Genomic DNA, 19,241 nt, shown 5'->3' on the forward strand with positions numbered 1-19,241 from the left:
ACGGTCGTGTGACTCCGCTCACCGGACCTGTAGCACTTAGTAACCGCAAGACCGAAGCAAAAGGAGGGAAAAAACAAGAAGCCCCACGTGCTCAGCACCACCCGAGAAGGTGAGGTACAGGCACCGTGGGGGTCCGGGGGCTCGGCCCCCGGGAATTATGGTGAGCAAGCCACGGTCCAGGCGTTCCCTGGACACACCGCGCCCACTTGCGAGCGGATGACGGGATTCGAACCCGCGACCCTCACCTTGGCAAGGTGATGCGCTACCAGCTGCGCTACATCCGCATGTGACTTTCACGCTTCAACACTCGTTTGAAGCAGTGAACACACCATACACGGACCGTCTGTAGCGGTTTTGACCCACCCCGACAGGTGCTTCGGTGTCACACCTGGCGTACAAGGGGTGACGACGGCTGCATACCTCCGTATGGTGTCCCCATTCGACCGAATGGTGAGTCCTTCGGGGAGGAGGTGCCTGGCCGGATGACCGAGCAGGGCACGGTGCCGCTTCAGGCGGCCTCGGAATCCGACGAGCAGGCATTGCTCCAGCGGCTCCGCGAGGGGGAGGACGCCGCCTTCGGGGAGCTTTTCGAACTTCACGCCGCCGCGGTGCGGCGGCTGGCCCGCAGTCTGGCCTCCGATCGGTCGGAGGCGGAGGACATCACGGCCGAGACCTTCTTCCGGGTGCTTCAGGCGTTGCGCCGGGGTGCCGGTCCGCGGGACTACGTCCGCGCGTATCTGCTGACGGTGGCTCGCCGCGTCTCGTGGGAGTGGCATGGCGCGCGCCGTGACGTTCCGGTGAGCGACGACGAGCTGACCTTCCGGGCCGGGGCGGGCGCGGACACGCATGCCCGGACGGCTGAGCATTCGCTGATCACGACCGCTTTCACGAGTTTGCCGGAGCGCTGGCGTTCGGTGTTGTGGCAGACCGAGGTCGAGGGCGAGCAGCCGTCGATGGTCGCGCCGCATTTCGGGCTGAGCGCGAACGCGACGGCGGCGTTGGCACGGCGGGCGCGGCAGGGCCTGCGGGCGGCGTATCTGCAGGCGCATCTGTCGGTGAACCGCGGTCCGGATTCGTGCCGGGCGGTGGTGGAGAAGCTCGGCGGGTTCACCGCGGGCAGTGTCACCGGGGCCGAGGCTCGCCGGATCAAGGCGCACCTGATCGGGTGCCAGTCCTGCCAGGCCACGCACGACGAGCTGCGTGACGTCTGTTCTTCGCTGCGGGCGCACGCCGGTGTGGTGGCCCTGCTGCTGCCTGCCGCGGCCGGTGCCCACGCGAGCGGGGCGTTGTCCGGATTCGCCGCGTCGGTGAAGGGCCTTCTGCTCGGCTCGAAGGTGAAGGTCGGCATGGCGGTGGCGTCGACGGCGGCCGCGGGCGCGGTCGGGATCGTCGCCGGTCCGGCCGTGTTCGGCACCGACGTCACGCACACGATCGGCCTGTCCGGTGGCGGGCTGCCGGAGCTGGCTTTGCTGCCGGCCCAGGTCGCCCCTCCCGCCCAGGACCGGCCGGTGGAGATCCCGCCACAGCGGATCGCCGAAGACCAGCTCCACGGCAAGGGTTCCGGGCCGGCGGCGACCGGGCTGGGCCCGGGCGCCGAACTCGGCGTGGCCGACCTGCCGAACCTGCCCGGTGGTGCGGGCACGTCGCGGAAGGAACTCGGCGGCGGAGACTTCCAGCGGCCGCAACCGCAACCGCAGCCTCAGCCGCAGCCAGGTCTGGTCCCGTCGCAGGAGACCTCGCCGCGGAACGAGGTCCCGCCGGAGACCGGCACGAACCAGACCACCTCGAAGCGGGACGACATCCCGCCGTCCGAGACGCTCAACCCGACCGAGGAGTCGCTGAACCCGACGACGACGCCACGGGACTCCACGACGCCTTCGGATCCGGACACGACGGAGTCGGCGCCAGACCCGGACGGGTCCACTTCGCCGGTGACGGGCACCCCGGAAAGCGGCACCGGGACGCAGCCGGACGAGTCGTCGGAGGACGAGCCGAGCCCGGTGAAGCCGACTTCTCACTATCCGGAACCGGGCATCGACTACCCGACGTGCCCGTAACTCCCGAGAGGGACGTATCGCCTTCGAACTCTCGCGAATCCGGACGCGATCACGGTACGGTGGGGGTCGCTCACGACGAGCGAGCGGCCGCGCGGGAGGCGACTGAATGAACCGGCTGGTGCACGGCGAGGACGGCCGTGACTGGGTGGTCCGAGCCCAGATGGAATGGCGTGCTCCCGCGACTGCGGACGATTTCGAGCACGACGTGGCAGGCAGCTACGGCCCGGGGATCGCGATGATCGTCGTGACGGCGGTGCTCGCGCTCGTGCTCATCATGTGGACGCCGACGGATGTGATGATCCCGTCCTGGGTCCCGCTGGCCCTGTTGCTGATCGCGTTGTTCTTCCCGTTGCGGTGGATTCTGCGCCGCCCGTGGACCGTGGTCGCCGAGACCGAGGGCGATCTGGCGGGCGACAGGCCGTCCGAGCGCTGGGTGGGCACGATCCGCGGCATGTTCACCGTGCGCGGCGAGGTCTCGAAGATCACCAAGACCATCCAGAAGCACTCACTGCCCGATTTCGACGGTCCGCTGCACCCGGTGGAGTAGTCGCGGCGGCCTGAACGCGCGAGACTGGGCGCATGCCCGAGTTACCCGAGGTCGAAGCGCTCGCTCACCACCTGCGTGAAGACGCGGTGGGCAAGACGGTCTTCCGTGTCGACGTGTCGTCCCTCAGCGTGCTGAAGACGGCGACACCGCCGTGGACCGAGCTGCACGGCCGCGAGGTCACCGGGGCAGGCCGCTTCGGCAAGCATCTCGACCTCGTCGCCGGGGATCTCCATCTGGTCGTCCACCTGGCGAGGGCGGGGTGGCTGCGCTGGTCCGACGCGTTGTCGCCGACGCCGCTCAAACCCGGCAAGGGGCCGATCTCGCTGCGCGTCCACCTCGACGCGGCCGCGGGTCCCGGGTTCGATCTCACCGAGGCGGGCACGAAGAAGGGGCTGGCGGTCTGGATCGTGCGCGATCCGGAGAAGGAGGTCCCGAGCATCGCGCGGCTCGGGCCGGACGCGCTGTCGCTGGACCGGGCCGGGCTCGAGAAGCTGTTCACCGGGCGCACCGAACGGTTGAAGACGGCGCTGACCGATCAGTCGCTGCTCGCCGGGATCGGCAACGCCTACTCCGACGAGATCATGCACATGGCGAAGCTTTCTCCTTACGCCACAACCGGAAAGCTGTCCGAAGGAGCGCTCGACGGGCTCTCCGAGGCCATTCGTGAGGTGCTGACCAGCGCCGTGACGCGCTCGGTCGGCCAGTCCGCGGCCCGGCTCAAGGGGGAGAAGCGGTCCGGGCTGCGGGTGCACGCGCGGACCGGGCTGCCGTGTCCGGTCTGCGGCGACACGATCCGCGAGATCTCGTTCGCGGACAAGTCGTTCCAGTACTGCCCGACCTGCCAGACCGGCGGGAAGCCGTTGGCCGACCGGCGGATGTCACGCCTGCTGAAATGACCCGCGTTTCGTCCTCTAGATGCGGTACTTGCACGCGCAACTACCGCATCTAGAGGACGAAACGCGGTCAGCAGAGGGCCGCGACGACCGCCGGAAGAGGACTGCTCGGCAGCGCGTTCTCATCCGCCACGTCCTTCGCCAGGTCGTACGCGTTCAACGCCAGCACGATCTGCTTCGAGCCGTCCTCGGTGCTCATCGAGACGCTGTAGAACCCCGGCCCCGCCCCCGTGTTCCCCCAGACCGTCTTCGGGCCGCCCGGGCACGGCAGGTTGAGCGTCTCGACGCCGGCGCCGTACGCGCCGAACTTGCCCTGCGGCACCAATCGCTCGAGTTCCGCCTGCTGCGCGGGTTCCAGGAGCCGTCCGGCCAGCAACGCGCGGTGGAACGTCGCGAGCTCGTCGACGGTCGAGACCATCGCGCCCGCGGTCCAGTCGTACGACGGGCTGAACACGGTCATGTCCTTCGCCGGTTCGCTCAGGTCGTATCCGCGCAGATGCGGTCCGCGCAGGAACGGCGACCAGAGCGGGAAGTACGTCCGCCGGAGGCCGAGCGGATCGAGGAGCCGTCGCTGGATCTCTTCGCGGACGTCGTTGCGGGTGACCTTCTCGATCACCTTGCCCAGCAACAGATATCCCGTGTTCGAGTAGTCCGCCTTCGTCCCGGGCGCGAACGAGGGCGGGTCGGTGAGCGACCGCCGGATCACTTCCGACGGCGGGTAGATGTGCGCCCGATTCCCCCGGACGAGGTACGGGTCGAAGAAATGCGGATCCAGCGGGTCGTGCACGCCGCTCGTGTGGTTCAGCAGCATCCGCAGGGTGATCTTTTCCGGCTCGTAGCCCGGTCCGCGCACGACACCGGGCAGCCGCCGCTCGATCGAATCGTCGAGTGAAAGCGCGCCTTCGCCCGCCAGTTGCAGTACCACCGCGGCGACGAACGCCTTGGTGTTGCTGGCGATCCGGAACCGGTGATGCGGTCCCGCGGGTTCGCGCGTGATCCGATTCGCGTACCCGGCGCCGAACCGCGAGACCGTTTCACCGTTCCGGACCTGGACGACCGCTCCCGGGAATCCCCCTTCCGCGACCAGGTTCCCGACCGCCGTGCGCACCGGATCCCCGGTCGCCGCCGCCGTCCCCGCCGTCGCGCTCGCCAGCAGGACCCCCGCCAGCGCGCCCGCCGTGAGCTTCCCCGTTCCGCGCATTGTGTTCCTCCCCCGGAAGCGATTGCCTACGGAGGAGTCTTTACTGGTCAACAGGGAGTGACCATGGGGAGGACACCCCGGTCTTGGGTAGGGTCGGCCCCACCCTCAGTTGTCACAACTCAACGGAAAGTGGGGAGCAGCCCTTGCACCCGGTTGGTCGAGCGCAGAGCATGGACGCCGTGTCCGGGCTCGAAATCGCGCAGATCATCCCGTGGGGTGTCGCGCTGCTGCTCGCGATCCTCGTGGTCGTCCTGCTGATCAAGCTGAGGCGTCCCGCGAGCATCGTGGAGAACGCGGTGCTGCAGGCCGTCCACCGGATGTCCAAGGCGACGCCGGATCTCCGTGAGGGGCTCGACGAGCAGGTCGCCGACAAGATCACCAGCCAGCTGCTGGAGATGCTCGACTGCGTCGCCGTCGGCATCACCGACAGCGAAGGCACGCTGCTGTCCTGGGACGGCGAGGCCAACGACCACTACGTCGATCTCGTCGACGCCATCGGCAACGCGATCCGCAAGCACCGCCGCGAGGTCGTCGCGCACGACAAGATGCCGTGCAACCACCGGGGCACCTGCCGGATGCGGACCGCGGTGATCGTCCCGCTGATCGTCGAGGGCGAGACCGAGGCGGCGCTGCTGGTCGTCGGGCGCACACGTGGGCGGCTGGTGCAGATGGCCGACGCGGTCGCGCAGTTCGTCTGCACCCAGTTCGAGCTGGCGCGCCTCGACGAGTCGAAGAACCAGCTCCAGCAAGCGGAGATCAAGGCGCTGCGCGCGCAGATCTCGCCGCACTTCGTCTACAACGCGCTCAACACCATCTCGTCGCTGATCCGGACAGACCCGGAGGAGGCGCGAGAGCTGCTTCAGGACTTCGCCGACTTCACGCGCTACTCGTTCAGGACGTCAGGAATGTTCACTTCGCTCGCCGAGGAACTGCGGAACATCGACCGGTACCTGACCATCGAGAACGCCCGCTTCGGCGGACGGCTCGAGGTGCGGATGAAGATCGCGCCCGAGGTGCTTTCGGTGGTCGTCCCGTTCCTGATCATCCAGCCGCTGGTGGAGAACGCCGTCAAACACGGTCTCGCGTCGAAGCCGTCGGGCGGCTGCGTCACGGTGATCGCCGAGGACTACGGCGCCGAGGCGCTGATCAGCGTCGAGGACGACGGCATCGGCATGGAGCCCGCCAAGCTCGCGGATCTCCGCAGCCAGCACCGCACCGGCGCCCACGTCGGGCTCGGCAACATCAACCAGCGGATGCAGCAGGTGTTCGGCCGCGACTACGCGCTCATGGTCGAGACCGCTCCCGGCGCCGGCATGAAGGTGACCCTGCGGGTGCCGAAGTTCATGCCCGGCGTGCGGCCGAACCTGCCGGACTTCTCCGCCGACAGCGCCGCCGTCCCCCCGCAGGGTGGCCCGAACGAGGCCAGTGGGGTGGCCGGGTCGCGCAGCGGCGTGCTGCCCTCCTGAACGTCGGTAACCTGGCGGTATGAGCGTTGCGGACAAGCTGACCTCCCGTCTCCCGATGATCGGCGATCGGGGTGAGCGCAAGGACGTCGTCGCCGTGGTGAAGCTGCACGGGGTGATCACGCCGACCCCGTCACCCTTGGCCAGGGGGTCGATCAACCTCGCCGCCGTCGAATCGGCGCTGACCCGCGCGTTCGCGCACGAGCGGCTCAAGGCCGTCGCGCTGCAGATCAACTCACCGGGTGGCGCGCCGACGCAGTCGGGCCTGGTCGCCGAGCGGATCCGCCAGCTCGCCGACGAGAAGAACGTGCCCGTCCTGGCCTTCGCCGAGGACGTCGCCGCGTCCGGCGGATACTGGCTGGCCTGCGCGGCCGACGAGATCTACGCGCACCGGACGTCGATGGTCGGCTCCATCGGCGTGATCAGCGGCGGGTTCGGGTTCACCGGCCTGCTGGAGCGGTTCGGCATCGAGCGGCGGCTGCACACCGCGGGGACGAACAAGTCCCGGCTCGACCCGTTCAGCCCGGAGAAGCCGGAAGACGTCGAGTGGCTGAAGAAGATGCACGGCCAGCTCCACGAACTGTTCGTCGACTGGGTCACCGAGCGCCGGGGAGACCGGCTTTCCGGCTCCGACGACCTGTTCAACGGGGACGTCTGGCTCGGCGCCCGCGCGGTCGAGCTCGGTCTCATCGACGGCGTCGGCAGCCTCCGCCAGGTGATCACCGAGCGGTACCCGGACGCTGAGATCTCGGTCGCCGAACCGAAGAAGGCGCTGCTGGCGCGGCTCGGCATCGGCGCTCCCGCCGCGGCGAGCGCGCTGCTGGACGCGGTCCAGAGCAAGGCCGCCTGGAGCCGTTTCGGCCTCTGACGCGCGTGCAATGAAGGGGACTTTCATCGCAAATTTTGCAATGAAAGTCCCCTTCATTGCGTTCGGGGACGGGACGGATTCACCCGAACGGTGGTAGGCGTAAGTGGTTCAGACCAGGTCTCATATCGGACATACCGCTTTGTTGTGAACGGCAACAAACCCTCGACAGCGTTGACGAGGAGGTCCGATGTCCGTTACTTCTCCCCACGCGACCCGCCGGAGCCGCTGGAAGCTCGCGCTCGGCTCGGCGGTCGGCGCGGCCCTGATCGCGGTTCCCCTCACGATCCCCGCTTCCGCCGCCGTCCCGCCCCCGCCGTCCGGCTGGACCACCGTGTTCACCGACGACTTCACCGGCGCCGCGGGTTCGCTCCCGTCGAGCGCGAACTGGATCGTCGACACCGGCCACGGCTACCCCGGCGGGCCCGGCAACTGGGGCACCGGTGAGATCCAGAACTACACCGCCAACCCCGCCAACCTCGCCCAAGACGGTGCCGGGAACCTGCGGATCACGCCGCAGCGTGACGGCGCGGGCAACTGGACCTCCGCGCGGATCGAAACACAGCGCACGAACTTCAAACCGCCGTCGGGCGGCGCGCTGCGGATCGAAGGCCGCATCCAGATGCCGAACGTCACCGGTGCTGCCGCACTCGGCTACTGGCCCGCATTCTGGGCGCTCGGCTCGCCGTATCGCGGCAACTACTGGAACTGGCCCGCCGTCGGCGAGTTCGACATCATGGAGAACGTCAACGGGATCAACTCGGTCTGGGGCGTGCTGCACTGCGGCGTCAACCCCGGCGGCCCGTGCAACGAGACGACCGGCCTGGTCGGCAGCCGGACCTGCCCCGGCGCCGGCTGCCAGAGCGCGTTCCACACCTACACCTTCGAATGGGACACGAGCGTCAGCCCGAACGTCTTCCGCTGGCTGGTGGACGGCCAGCAGTTCCATTCGGTCGCCCAGAACCAGGTCGACGCCACCACCTGGGCCAACATGACGAACCACGCGGGCTACTTCGTACTGCTGAACGTCGCGATCGGCGGCGCCTTCCCGAACAACAACTCCGGCACCACGACGCCGGGACCGGGGATCGTGCCGGGGCATCCGATGCTCGTCGACTACGTCACCGTCCTGACCCGCGGTGGCGGCACGACACCCACCACGCCGACGACACCGACCACGCCCACGACGACCACGTCGAGCGGTCCCGGCGGTGGCAGCGCGTACGGCACGATCCAGGCGGAGTCCTACGGCCAGGCCGCCGGGATCGCCAAACAGGCGACGTCCGATTCCGGCGGTGGCCAGAACATCGGCCCCGCGGGCAACGGTGACTGGGCGTCGTACCCGGGCATCGACTTCGGGACGCAGACCGGCAGGCAGTTCCAGGCGCGGGTCGCGTCCGGGGCGGCGGGCGGGGTGAGCGGGCTCGTCGAAGTCCGGCTCGACAGCAGGTCCAACGCACCGGTCGGGAGCTTCGCCGTCGGGAACACCGGCGGCTGGCAGAACTGGCGGACCGTGCCGGCGAACATCAGCGGGATCACCGGGAAACACGACGTCTACCTGACCTTCACGAGCGGGCAGCCCGCCGATTTCGTGAGCGTCAACTGGTTCACCTTCACTCCGTGAAGGGATAGGTGTGGCACGGCGAGGCGGTTCGTGTCACCGGAAAAGATGACGGCACCGGCCACCCCGGGCGCGGGGGTGCCGGTGCCGTCCTTTCGTTCGACTTTCGTGAAGCGGGCTGGACAAGGAACCCTGCAATAGGCAGGATGCGTCTCACTGTGAGTGCTCACGATGACACCCGGAAACTCATTGTCCTGGCGGTGGACGATGAGCCCAAAGGGCTAGACGAACTCGTTCACTGTCTCCGGAACAGCCCGCACGTCGCCCTGGTCTTCCCGGCGATAGACGCTTCGGAGGCGCTGCGACTGCTGTCCACCGACGACCCGAGGCTCGGCGATCGCAAGGCCAGGGGCCTGCCGATCGTGGACGCGGTGTTCGCCGACATCGACATGCCCGGACTGTCCGGGATGGAGATGTCCCGGGTGTTCGCCGCGCTGCGCCCGTCGCCCGCGCTGGTGTTCGTGACGGGGCACGCGGAAGAGGCGGTCAACGCCTTCGACCTCGGCGCGCTCGACTACGTGCTCAAGCCGTACCAACAGGATCGTCTCGACCGCGCGATCACCCGCGTGATCGACAAACTCGCCGCCAACGCCGCGCCGCAGTACGGCGGACCGGAGGGCGGCCCGGGGCTCGTCAAGAACGACGACGAGGTCATCCCGGTCGAGCTCGCGGGCACCACGAAGCTGATCCCGCGGTCTTCGGTCCGCTGGGTCGAGGCGCAGGGTGACTACGCCCGGTTGTTCACCAACGACGGCAGCCACCTGGTCCGCATCCCGCTCGCGCAACTCGAAGAGCGCTGGGAGAAGGCGGGTTTCGTCCGGATCCACCGCTCCTTCCTGGTCTCGTTGCCGCTGATCACCGAGCTGCGCATGGGCCAGGGCGGCTATCAGGTCGTCATCGGTAACGAGGAGAAGGTGCTGCCGGTGAGCCGCCGTCACACGCGCGCGCTCAAGGACCGGTTGGTCGGCGCCAACCGGTCGACGTGACCGACGACTACTACCGCCGCGTCAACGGCGTCCGCGAACCGGATCCGACGCTCGGCAAGGGCAGGAACAAGAAACCGGCGCCGTCCGAGGGGGCCGCCGTCGAGCCGGTGCCGGGCGCTCCGTCCGGTCCGAAGCACGAGCAGGCGAAGCCCGAGCACCACGCGAAACCCAAGCGGCAGCGGGTGATCCTCGCCGATCCGCGGCAGGCCACCAGCACCCTGCGGGCCAGGGTCGAGCTCGAAGAACAGACCAGCTGGGGAAAGCTCCTCGTCCGGGATCTCGTGAAGATCCAGCTGCGGACGGCCTCCCTGCTGGCGCTGCTGGTGATGGTCACTCTGTGTTCACTTCCGGTGCTCTTCTACCTGATCCCGTCATTCGGACGAGTGGTCGTTCTGGGCATCCCGTTGCCCTGGTTGATCCTCGGCGTGGCACCTTTTCCGTTCCTGTTCGGCATCGGACTCTGGTACAACCGGCTCGCCGAACGTCATGAACGCGACTTCGTCGACATGATCGAGAACTGACTACGGAGCTGCACATGCGAGGATTCGTGGCGTGCAGCTGAATCCGTGGGCGATGGCCGGCATCGTGCTGGTCGCGGTCCTGACCTTCTATCTGGGGCACCGCTCCTCGCGGTCGGCTGTCAGCACGCACGACTTCCTCGTCGCCCGGCGCACCGTCCGCTCCCGCCGCAACGCGGCCGCGATCTCCGGTGAGTACCTGTCCGCCGCCTCGTTCATGGGTGTGGCGGGCATCGTGCTCAAGGACGGCGCCGACGCGCTCTGGTTCCCGATCGGCTTCACCGCGGGCTATCTCGCGCTGATGCTGTTCGTCGCCGCGCCGCTGCGGCGGTCGGGCGCGTACACGCTGCCGGACTTCGTCGAGATGCGCCTGGGTTCGACGATGCTGCGCCGGGTTTCGACGGCGTTCGTGGTGTTCATCGGGATCCTCTACATGGTCCCGCAGTTGCAGGGCGCCGGTCTGACGCTGGCGACGATCCTGCCCGTGCCCGCCTGGGCGGGCGCGATCCTGGTGACCTTCGTCGTCGGGTTCAACGTGATCGCGGGCGGGATGCGCGCGATCACCGTCGTCCAGGCCTTCCAGTACTGGCTGAAGCTGTTCGCCATCGCGGTGCCGACGTTCATCCTCTGCATCGTGTTCCTCGGCTCCGGCGGCCCGGGCAGCGCGCGCCCGCTGGGTCAGCCCGCCCCGCCGATGTTCACCGAGAACACCACGATCTCCGTGCAGACCGACGTCACGCTCAAGGTCACCTCGGTGACCGTGCTCGAGGCGTACGGCCAGGTGGAAGGCGCGCGTGCCAACGGTTTCGCGGTGTGGACTCCGGAGGCGCCGCACAAGGTCGCCAAGGGCACGACGCTCAAGTTCACCGCGGGCACCCCGGTTCCGGTGGTCAGCGACGCGCCCGCGTCCAACGGCGACTGGCTCCGGCCGGGTTCGGGCAGTCTCACCGATCTGCTGCAGGTCTATTCGCTGATCCTCGCGACCTTCCTCGGCACGATGGGCCTACCGCACGTCCTGGTCCGCTTCTACACCAACCCCGACGGCAAGGCCGCGCGCCGCACGACGGTGCACGTCCTGCTGCTGCTCGGGTTGTTCTACCTGTTCCCGACGCTGCTCGGCGCGCTTTCGCGGATGTACGTCCCGGAACTGCTGGTGACCGGGAAGACCGACGCCGCCGTCCTGCTGCTGCCGTCCGCGGTCCTTCCCGGGCTCTGGGGACAGATCCTGGGCGCGGTGACCGCGGCCGGCGCCTTCGCCGCGTTCCTTTCGAGCTCGTCCGGGCTGCTCGTGAGCGTCGCCGGGGTGGTGTCGACCGACGTGCTGCCCGGCCGGGTCCGCGATTTCCGGGTAGCGACGGCGATCGTGGCGCTGATCCCGTTCGCGCTGGCGGTCCTGCTGCCGTCGGAGGACCTCTCGCTTTCGGTCGGGATGTCGTTCGCGCTGGCCGCGTCCACGTTCAGTCCCCTGCTGTTGCTCGGGGTCTGGTGGCGGAAGCTCAGCTGGCCCGGCGCGCTGGCCGGGATGCTGGTCGGCGGCGGTCTCGTGCTGACCGCGCTGGTGGTCAACATCGTCAGCAAGTACACCGGCGGCTGGGCGCCCTGGTTCTCGAACCAGCCCGCGCTGATCACCGTGCCCGCGGCGTTCCTGACCACCTACGTGGTGAGCCGGGCGACCGGGTACGGGCGGCCGGACGACGTCCACGGCGTGATGCTGCGGCTGCACGCCCCCGACCCGCTCGGGTTCATGCGCGATCGCGCGGTCGCCCGGTTCGGGCAGGCCGAAGAGAAGACGCGCCCCACCGGCAAGGGCCGCCACCGGAAGTAAAATCACTCTTTCGAGTCGTGACCATCTACTCAGAGTCGTACCGTTCACTCAAATGGATTGCCCCTCTCGCGCCCCAAGAGGGGCATGATCTTTCGTGACATCTAAATCAGCGAATGGTTGCGGCAGGTGGGAGGTCCGAAGTGAGCGATACCGATCAAGACCTCGGGTCCGATCCGGAATCCGACTGGGAAAAGGTGCAGGCGAGTCCTGAATTCACCGAGCTGCGTCGACGGCTCCGGGTATTCGTTTTCCCGGTCTCGGTCCTGTTCCTGCTCTGGTATCTGCTCTACGTGCTCCTCGCCGACTACGCGACCGGGTTCATGGGCACCAAGCTCTTCGGCAACATCACCGTCGGCCTGGTCTTCGGCCTGCTGCAGTTCGTGTCCACCTTCGTGATCACCGGCCTCTATGTCCGGTACGCCAACCGGAAACTCGATCCGCTCGCCGACAAGATCCGGCACGAGATCGAGGGGACCGAACGGTGAAAACGCTGGCAGCGGGCGTACAGGGCAGCAGTCCGACCCTCAACATCACCATTTTCGCGGTATTCGTCGCGATCACGCTGGTGATCGTTTTCCGCGCGAGCCGGAATACGAAGACCGCCTCCGACTACTACGCCGCGGGACGCGCGTTCACCGGTCCGCAGAACGGGATCGCGATCTCCGGCGACTACCTTTCCGCGGCGTCGTTCCTGGGTATCGCGGGTGCCATCGCGATCAACGGTTACGACGGTTTCCTCTACTCGATCGGGTTCCTCGTCGCGTGGCTGGTGGCGTTGCTGCTGGTCGCGGAACTGCTGCGCAACACCGGCAAGTTCACCATGGGCGACGTGCTCGCGTTCCGGATGAAGCAGCGCCCGGTCCGTGCGGCGGCCGCCATCTCCACGCTCGCCGTCTCGTTCTTCTACCTGCTCGCGCAGATGGCGGGAGCGGGCGGCCTGGTGAATCTGCTGCTCGGCATCGAGGGGAATCTCGGCCAGGACCTGGTGATCGCCGTCGTCGGCGTGATCATGATCCTGTACGTGCTGATCGGCGGGATGAAGGGCACCACCTGGGTCCAGATCATCAAGGCCGTCCTGCTGATCGCGGGCACGTTCGCGATGACGATGTGGGTGCTCGGGAAGTACGACTTCAACCTCTCCAGCCTGTTCCAGGCCGCCGTCGACAGGGGTGGCCAGACCGGGGAAGCGCTGCTCGGGCCGGGCAAGCAATACGGGAAGACCGGCACCACCAAGCTGGACTTCCTGTCGCTCGGTATCGCGCTGGTGCTGGGGACCGCGGGCCTGCCGCACGTGCTGATGCGCTTCTATACCGTGCCGACCGCGAAGGACGCGCGCCGTTCGGTGGTCTGGGCGATCGCGCTCATCGGCATCTTCTACCTGTTCACGCTGGTGCTCGGCTACGGCGCGGGCGCGCTCGTCGGCCCCGACGTGATCGCGAAGGCGCCCGGGACGACGAACTCGGCGGCGCCGCTGCTGGCGCTCGAACTGGGTGGCCCCGTCCTGCTGGGATTCATCGCGGCCGTGGCGTTCGCGACGATCCTCGCGGTGGTCGCGGGCCTGACGATCACGGCGTCGGCGTCGTTCGCGCACGACGTCTACGCCAACGTGATCAAGAAGGGCAAGACCGAACCAGACAGCGAGGTCCGCGTCGCGCGGATCACCGCGCTGGTGATCGGGGCCGTCGCGATCGTCGGCGGGATCCTCGCGAAGAACCAGAACGTGGCGTTCCTGGTGGCGCTCGCGTTCGCGGTGGCGGCGTCGGCGAACCTGCCGACCATCCTGTACTCGCTGTTCTGGAAGCGCTTCAACACCCAGGGCGCGCTGTGGAGCATCTACGGCGGGCTGATCGTGTGCGTCGTCTTGATCGTCTTTTCGCCGGCGGTCTCGGGTAAGCCGATCGACGCGAAGACCGGGAAGAGCGCCTCGATGATCCAGGGCGTCGACTTCCACTGGTTCCCGCTCGACAACCCCGGCATCGTCTCGATCCCCGTGGCGTTCTTCCTCGGCTGGCTCGGCACCGTGCTGTCCAAGGAACACAACCAGAAGAAGTACGCGGAGATGGAGGTCCGCTCGCTCACCGGTGCCGGTGCCGAAAAGGCGGCCCAACACTGAGGTGTTCTTCACGCGCGCGCAACGGGACGGGATGCGAGGATGGCAGAGTGGTGAGCCCTGCTGACATCCCGACCGTCGCCGTCCGTGATCTGCCCAAGGACGGCGTCGCGCTGCTCGACGTCCGCGAGGACGACGAGTGGGCCGCCGGGCACGCCCCTGGCGCCAAGCACATCCCGATGGGCGACCTGCCCGCGCGCGTCGGCGAACTCGAAGAACTGCCCGACGACCAGCCGGTCTACGTGATCTGCCGCAGCGGAGGCCGGTCCGCCCGCGCCGCCGCGTGGCTCAACGCGAGCGGCTGGGACGCGGTGAACGTCGCCGGCGGGATGGGCTCTTGGCAGCAGGAAGGGCGCCCGATGGTCGGCGACCATCCCGGCGTCGACCCCGAAGTGCTGTAACCGTGCAGCCGGGCCACTACCCGCCGAGGACACCGGTGCCGCCGGTGCGTCCCGCGCCGATGCAGCAGCCGCGGCCGCAGCCGGCGCGCTATCGCGTCCGCTGGGTCGCCTCGCCGCCTCCCGGCGCCTGGCCGCAGCGGCGCAAACCCGTGGCCGAGCGCTACTCCGGTCCGCCGTCCTATCCGGTCCCGCCGCGATGGGGCTTCCCGAACCTGGTCTGGCGGCGTCCGACCGCGGTCCCCGGCACGGCGTCCGGCGAGGTCACCGCCGGGGAGCGGCTGCGGGTGATCACGCGCAGCGTCCTGCCGGTGCTGTGGACCTTCGCCGTCCTCGCGGTCGCCGCCGCGGCCTCCGAGATCTGGCGCTACGTCCTGCTCGTGCAGAGCCGCGATTCCGCGTTGTCGACGTCCGTCGTCACGGTCTCCGACACCTTCGTGATCACCACCGGCCTGCTCACGACGATCCTTTCGCTGCTGCCGTCGGGACTCACCGTGTGGTGGCTGCTCGTGGCCCGGCAGGCCGCCGCGGACGCCTCCGGCGAGGTGCCGCCGAGGCGGCAGTGGCAGGTGCTGGCGTTCGTGCTGGTGCCGGTGGTGAACCTGATCCTCGTGCTGCCGATCGTCGCCGAACTCGAGCACGCCGTCCTGCGCCGGACCCGCGAAACGCGGCCCAAGCCGTCGCGGCTCGTGATGGTCTGGTGGGGCGTCTGGGTGCTGAACTGGCTGCTGCTCGGGCTGGTCATCGTCTGGCGGTTCCGTGACGGCGTGCAGGCATTGGCCGACGGTGTCGTGCTGGTCGCGCTGACCGATCTGGCCGCGGCCGGGCTGGCGGTCGTGACGGCGCTGCTAGTGAAGCGCATGTCCGGTCTGCTCGCTCCTGTGGCTGAGAAGCGGCTTCGCCTGCTTCGCGTGCTGAAGGTGGACGGCGCTCCGGACCCGGACCGGCGCGAGCGTCCCGCCTCTTCAGTGCGCTGACCTGCTGGCTCGTGAGTGGTAAAGGCGGTTAGAACCGTCCTTGCCACTCGCGACCGGGCGCAGTGAGCCAGGTCACCATTGACCTCCAGCTCACTCGAGGTTCAAGACTGTGATCATGAGCGACGACGGCGTCACCTTCATCAACGTCTTCGAGATCCCCGCGGACCGCGTGGACGAGTTCGTCGAAACGTGGCGAGAGCGCGCGAAGCTGATGCGTGACGCGCCCGGCTTCCGCGATGCCAAGCTCCACCGCGCGCTGCTGCCGGATTCGCGCTTCCAGCTTGTCAACGTGACGCACTACGACAGTCGCGAAGCCTGGGAAGCGGCAGGGAAGAACCAGGTGTTCAAGGCGTCGACCGAACGCGCCGCCGAGATCGCGACGCCCAACGCGGCGCTTTACGAGGTCGTCGTCGAGTATCCCTAGCCGGTGGTGACCGGGAGCGACCGCAGACCGCGGATCACGAACTCCGGTCGTCGCTCGGGAGTCTCCGCGAGCTTCAGCCCCGGCAGCTTCGTGGTCAGCGCGGTCAGCGCGGCCGCGATCTCCACCCGCGCGAGCGGGGCGCCGACGCAGTAGTGGATGCCCATGCCGAAGCCGAGGTGCGCGTTCGGCGTGCGGCCGATGTCGAGGGTGTCCGGCCGGTCGAACACCTTCGGGTCCCGTGCGGCGGCGCCGAGGAGCGCGCCGATCTTCTCGCCCTCGGCCACCCGGTACCCGGCGATCTCGACGTCGGTGGTCGCCGTCCGTTCGAAGAGCTGGAGCGGCGCGTCGAAGCGGATCAGCTCCTCGACGCACGGGTCCATGAGGTCCGGGGAGGCCACCAGCCGCTCCCACTGGTCACGGTGGGTCAGCAGCGCGTTGACGCCGTTCCCGATGACATTCACGGTCGCCTCGTGTCCGGCCATCAGGAGCAGGACCGCGGTCGCGACCAGTTCGTCCTCGGTGAGCTCGCTGCGCAGGAGATCGCTGACGATGTCGTCGCCGGGCGAACTCGCGCGCTGCTTCGCCACGTCACGCAGGTACTCGACGAACTCCGCGGCGGCGGCTTCGGCGGCTTCGCGCTTCTCTTCGGCGAGTCCGTACTCGTACATCTTCACGATGTGGTTGGACCACGAGACCATGCGCGGCCCGCCCTTGACCGGCACGCCCAGGAGTTCCGCGATGACCGCGACCGGCAACGGCTGCGCGAGATGCGCCAGCAGATCGGCCGAGCCGGTTTCGGCGATCTCGGCGGCGAGGTCGTCGACCATGCGGTCCGCGAGTTCGGCGACCATCGGACGCAGCCGCTGGACGTGCCCGCGTCCGAACGCGCCCGCGATCACCCGTCGCAGCCGGGTGTGGGCGGGCGGCTCGTTCTCCAGCAGTGAGTTGCGGTGCAGCAGGTTGAACGACGCGAACCGCTCCACCGGCAGCGCGTCCTGCCAGATCCGGCCGAGCCCGCGATGCCGCAGGACGGCGGCCGACGCCGCGTGCGACACCGCCACGGCGATGCCGAGGCCGTCGTGCCGGTGGACTTCGCCGCGCTCGCGGAGGTCGGCGAAGGACGGATACGGGTTCGCGAGGAAGGCCGGATCGGCGAGGTCGAACACGTCCCGACTGTAGCCGCGCCGCGCCGGGAGTCGCCCCGGCGCGGCGCGGGGAGTCACAGATGCAGCCAGAGTCCCAGGTGCAGGCCCAGACCGTGGTGGTGATGGTGCCCGTGGTGATGGCCGCCGCACAGCAGCAGGCAGTGGCGGGCCTGGTCGGCCGAGGCGGTTTGCGGTGAGGCCGAGGCCGTGCCCACCGCGGGCCCGGCCAGCATCGGCCCGAGTGCCACGGGCAACGCGGCCAGCGCTGCCCGGCGTTTGGAGGTGCTCATCTGTGGATCCCTTCTCCACACTACGACGCCGGGATGGCGCCGTCATCGAGTATTCGGTGCGGTGCGGGTGAAACGGCAGGCTGATCACCCGCGATTAGATCGTCCGGATTATGACAACCATTTTCAGTCGTGTTCCGTGGTACACGAATGGCCGCTGAAACCGGTCGATCCGGTTGATCTCGGTGACGGCGGGGGTTTTCCGCGCGACGCTTTCGTTACCAACTCCGCTGAACCTCGGCCGTGGCCCGGCGTCTCTAGGGGTGTCGGAACGCGGAAGCGCGGGACGGCAAGGGGATTTCGTGGCCGTCTGGCCCGGAAAGCAATCGACTCTTTCGAACTGGGGTATTTCCATGCGTATTCGTCATGCCTTTTTCGCCGGTCTCACCGCCGCCGCTCTCGCGTTGCTGCCCGCGACCGCTTTCGCCACCGAAGCGCCGGTCGAGATGCCGGAGAAGCCGAAGGGCACCAAGTTCTGGGTCTCGCCGAAGGCCGTCGAGGCGGGCGGGAAGGTGACCGCGCAGGGCCGGTGCGTCACGCCGCACGGCTTCTCGATCGTCGCTCCCGAAGGGTTCACGCAGGTCGCGGACAAGTCGGTCAAGCGGGCCGGTGGCACCGACGTGAAGGTCACCTACAAGGCGCTGCCGGGTACCAAGCCCGGCGACTACCTGTTCGTCCTCCTGTGCGACACCGTCGAGCCTTCGGCGACGGTGAAGGTCGTTCCGGCGGCGAAGAAGGAGCCGGTCAAGAAGGAGGCGTCGAAGCAGGTCTCGAAGGTCCCCTCGGGCGCGCCGCAGACCGGCGGCGGGCCCGTCGACGAGCCCGCGTCGGCCGGTTGGCTGATCGCGGGGCTGGCCGGAGCGGGTGCGGCGGGCGCCGGTGGCGTGGTCCTGATGCGCCGTCGCCCGGCTTCGCGGTCCTGATCGCGCGCGGGAAGGGCGGGGGCCTTAAGAGGCCCGCGCCCTTCCCGCGATAGCGTTCCGAACCGAGCTTGAGGAGGCTGACGTGGGCAAGGGTTCGCGCAAGAAGGGTCCCAAGACGACTGCGGATCGCAAGCCGAAGGTGCGCGACGTCTTCGTCGGCCAGCCCTTCGAGGGGCTCGCGGCGGAGACCGAGCTGATCGCGCTGCGCGAGTTCGTCCCTTCGGCGACGGCGGCGCTCACGCTGGCGGGCTCCGGCGAGAAGGTCACCCTCGGCACGGTGCTGCCGATGGCGGCGGCCGCGTTCGTCCGGTCCGACGGCGAGCGCTACATCGGGATGCAGGTGCAGACCCGGTCCTCGGACATCAGCCGTGACCTCGGCCGGGCGCTCCAGTGGGTGCTCGAGGCCAAGGAGGGCGACGTCCTGTCCGTGCCGGACACCACGACGCCGCCCACCGCCGACGAGAAGGCCCGTCTGCAGGACCTGCTCGACACGAGCGTCGAACTCGACGCCACGCTCTACAACGACTTCGCCTGGTGGCTGCCCGAGGACGCCGACGCGAGCGGCGACGTCGCGTTGTCCCTCGAGCGCGCGAACGCGGCGATCATGCCGACCGAACGCCTCGGCGCGGGTGCGTACTGGGTGCTCGCCGGCGAGAAGGCGCACCTGCGCTGGGTCCGCCCCGAACCGGAGAACCTGCTGCTGCAAGCGCTTGCGCGCCTGTCCGCGGCCGGTGAACTGGGCCTCGGCGAGGGCTCCCGCTACGCCGGTTCGTTCCGCGCGCACGGGCTGCTCGTCCCGGTGTGGGATCTCGACCCCGAGGCTCACGCCCGCGAGTGGGCCGACGCGAAGGACCAGCTCGGCGTCCGGCTCGACGCCGCGCTGAAGTCCCTCGACACCGAGCCGCTCAACGCCACCGAGCGCCGCTCCCGCGACGGCCTGATCGGCCGCCAGCTCACCATCCGCTGACCCACCCCTCGCGTTTAGTCCTCTAGTTGCGGTA

Annotated in this window: 19 protein-coding genes and 1 tRNA gene; 16 read left to right on the forward strand and 4 right to left on the reverse strand. The window is 68.7% G+C overall.

Annotated features, from left to right (window positions below):
* Positions 1-211: 211 nt before the first annotated feature.
* Positions 212-284, reverse strand: a tRNA-Gly gene (locus tag ACZ5IK_RS05765).
* A 198-nt stretch (positions 285-482) separates the two neighbouring features.
* Between ACZ5IK_RS05765 and ACZ5IK_RS05770 the strand changes: the two genes are divergently transcribed.
* The 3 genes from ACZ5IK_RS05770 (at position 483) to ACZ5IK_RS05780 (ending at position 3,500) form a co-directional block, all read left to right on the forward strand.
* Positions 483-2,057, forward strand: coding sequence for a sigma-70 family RNA polymerase sigma factor (locus tag ACZ5IK_RS05770; RefSeq protein ID WP_465486763.1), 1,575 nt, complete (start codon positions 483-485; stop codon positions 2,055-2,057).
* 106 nt (positions 2,058-2,163) lie between these two features.
* Entirely contained in the window at positions 2,164-2,604 is a 441-nt protein-coding gene (locus tag ACZ5IK_RS05775; RefSeq protein WP_101611690.1) for a DUF983 domain-containing protein, read from the forward strand.
* Between the two features lie 32 nt (positions 2,605-2,636).
* On the forward strand, positions 2,637-3,500 hold the full coding sequence (locus tag ACZ5IK_RS05780; RefSeq protein ID WP_465486764.1) for an Fpg/Nei family DNA glycosylase: 864 nt from the start codon (positions 2,637-2,639) through the stop codon (positions 3,498-3,500).
* A 67-nt stretch (positions 3,501-3,567) separates the two neighbouring features.
* Here the strand turns inward: ACZ5IK_RS05780 and ACZ5IK_RS05785 are convergent, their stop codons facing one another.
* The gene (locus ACZ5IK_RS05785; RefSeq protein ID WP_465486765.1) at positions 3,568-4,698 is read right to left on the reverse strand and encodes a serine hydrolase domain-containing protein; all 1,131 of its coding nucleotides are present in this window, start codon (positions 4,696-4,698) and stop codon (positions 3,568-3,570) included.
* 170 nt (positions 4,699-4,868) lie between these two features.
* On the opposite strand from ACZ5IK_RS05785, the gene ACZ5IK_RS05790 reads away from it, so the two are divergent.
* From ACZ5IK_RS05790 to ACZ5IK_RS05840, 11 genes are all read left to right on the forward strand, one after another.
* Entirely contained in the window at positions 4,869-6,164 is a 1,296-nt protein-coding gene (locus tag ACZ5IK_RS05790) for a histidine kinase (RefSeq protein ID WP_101611693.1), read from the forward strand.
* A gap of 19 nt (positions 6,165-6,183) precedes the next feature.
* Positions 6,184-7,029 (forward strand): S49 family peptidase, encoded by an 846-nt coding sequence (locus ACZ5IK_RS05795; protein ID WP_410601669.1) that lies wholly within the window; start codon positions 6,184-6,186, stop codon positions 7,027-7,029.
* A gap of 187 nt (positions 7,030-7,216) precedes the next feature.
* A complete protein-coding gene (locus ACZ5IK_RS05800) occupies positions 7,217-8,650 on the forward strand; it encodes a carbohydrate-binding protein (RefSeq protein WP_465486766.1) in 1,434 nt (477 codons plus the stop codon).
* Positions 8,651-8,793: 143 nt separating this feature from the next.
* Positions 8,794-9,633: a LytR/AlgR family response regulator transcription factor gene (locus ACZ5IK_RS05805; protein WP_410601671.1), complete on the forward strand. Its 840-nt coding sequence runs from the start codon at positions 8,794-8,796 to the stop codon at positions 9,631-9,633.
* Positions 9,630-10,154 carry a DUF485 domain-containing protein gene (locus ACZ5IK_RS05810; RefSeq protein WP_465486767.1) on the forward strand — a complete coding sequence of 175 codons (525 nt, stop codon included), beginning with the start codon at positions 9,630-9,632 and terminating at the stop codon, positions 10,152-10,154. Before ACZ5IK_RS05805 ends, ACZ5IK_RS05810 begins: the two co-directional genes overlap by 4 nt.
* Positions 10,155-10,185: 31 nt before the next feature.
* Positions 10,186-11,976, forward strand: coding sequence for a sodium/solute symporter (locus ACZ5IK_RS05815; protein ID WP_465486768.1), 1,791 nt, complete (start codon positions 10,186-10,188; stop codon positions 11,974-11,976).
* A 140-nt stretch (positions 11,977-12,116) separates the two neighbouring features.
* A complete protein-coding gene (locus ACZ5IK_RS05820; RefSeq protein WP_410601674.1) occupies positions 12,117-12,461 on the forward strand; it encodes a DUF485 domain-containing protein in 345 nt (114 codons plus the stop codon).
* On the forward strand, positions 12,458-14,089 hold the full coding sequence (locus ACZ5IK_RS05825; protein WP_465486769.1) for a solute symporter family protein: 1,632 nt from the start codon (positions 12,458-12,460) through the stop codon (positions 14,087-14,089). Before ACZ5IK_RS05820 ends, ACZ5IK_RS05825 begins: the two co-directional genes overlap by 4 nt.
* Before the next feature lie 47 nt (positions 14,090-14,136).
* Positions 14,137-14,487 (forward strand): rhodanese-like domain-containing protein, encoded by a 351-nt coding sequence (locus tag ACZ5IK_RS05830; protein WP_465486770.1) that lies wholly within the window; start codon positions 14,137-14,139, stop codon positions 14,485-14,487.
* Positions 14,488-14,522: 35 nt separating this feature from the next.
* The gene (locus ACZ5IK_RS05835) at positions 14,523-15,461 is read left to right on the forward strand and encodes a DUF4328 domain-containing protein (RefSeq protein ID WP_465487230.1); all 939 of its coding nucleotides are present in this window, start codon (positions 14,523-14,525) and stop codon (positions 15,459-15,461) included.
* Positions 15,462-15,576: 115 nt separating this feature from the next.
* Complete coding sequence (locus tag ACZ5IK_RS05840; RefSeq protein WP_043847837.1) at positions 15,577-15,885, forward strand: antibiotic biosynthesis monooxygenase family protein; 309 nt, start codon at positions 15,577-15,579, stop codon at positions 15,883-15,885.
* Here the strand turns inward: ACZ5IK_RS05840 and ACZ5IK_RS05845 are convergent.
* Together ACZ5IK_RS05845 and ACZ5IK_RS05850 are read right to left on the reverse strand one after the other, a co-directional pair.
* The gene (locus ACZ5IK_RS05845; protein WP_465486771.1) at positions 15,882-17,051 is read right to left on the reverse strand and encodes a cytochrome P450; all 1,170 of its coding nucleotides are present in this window, start codon (positions 17,049-17,051) and stop codon (positions 15,882-15,884) included. The genes ACZ5IK_RS05840 and ACZ5IK_RS05845 overlap by 4 nt on opposite strands.
* 53 nt (positions 17,052-17,104) lie before the next feature.
* Positions 17,105-17,320 (reverse strand): hypothetical protein, encoded by a 216-nt coding sequence (locus ACZ5IK_RS05850; protein WP_465486772.1) that lies wholly within the window; start codon positions 17,318-17,320, stop codon positions 17,105-17,107.
* A 350-nt stretch (positions 17,321-17,670) separates the two neighbouring features.
* On the opposite strand from ACZ5IK_RS05850, the gene ACZ5IK_RS05855 reads away from it, so the two are divergent.
* Positions 17,671-18,240, forward strand: coding sequence for a hypothetical protein (locus tag ACZ5IK_RS05855; RefSeq protein ID WP_465486773.1), 570 nt, complete (start codon positions 17,671-17,673; stop codon positions 18,238-18,240).
* Positions 18,241-18,322: 82 nt separating this feature from the next.
* A complete protein-coding gene (locus ACZ5IK_RS05860) occupies positions 18,323-19,207 on the forward strand; it encodes a DUF5926 family protein (protein WP_465486774.1) in 885 nt (294 codons plus the stop codon).
* Positions 19,208-19,241: the final 34 nt, after the last annotated feature.

It is taken from the genome of Amycolatopsis sp. NPDC031561 (genome assembly GCF_055580625.1).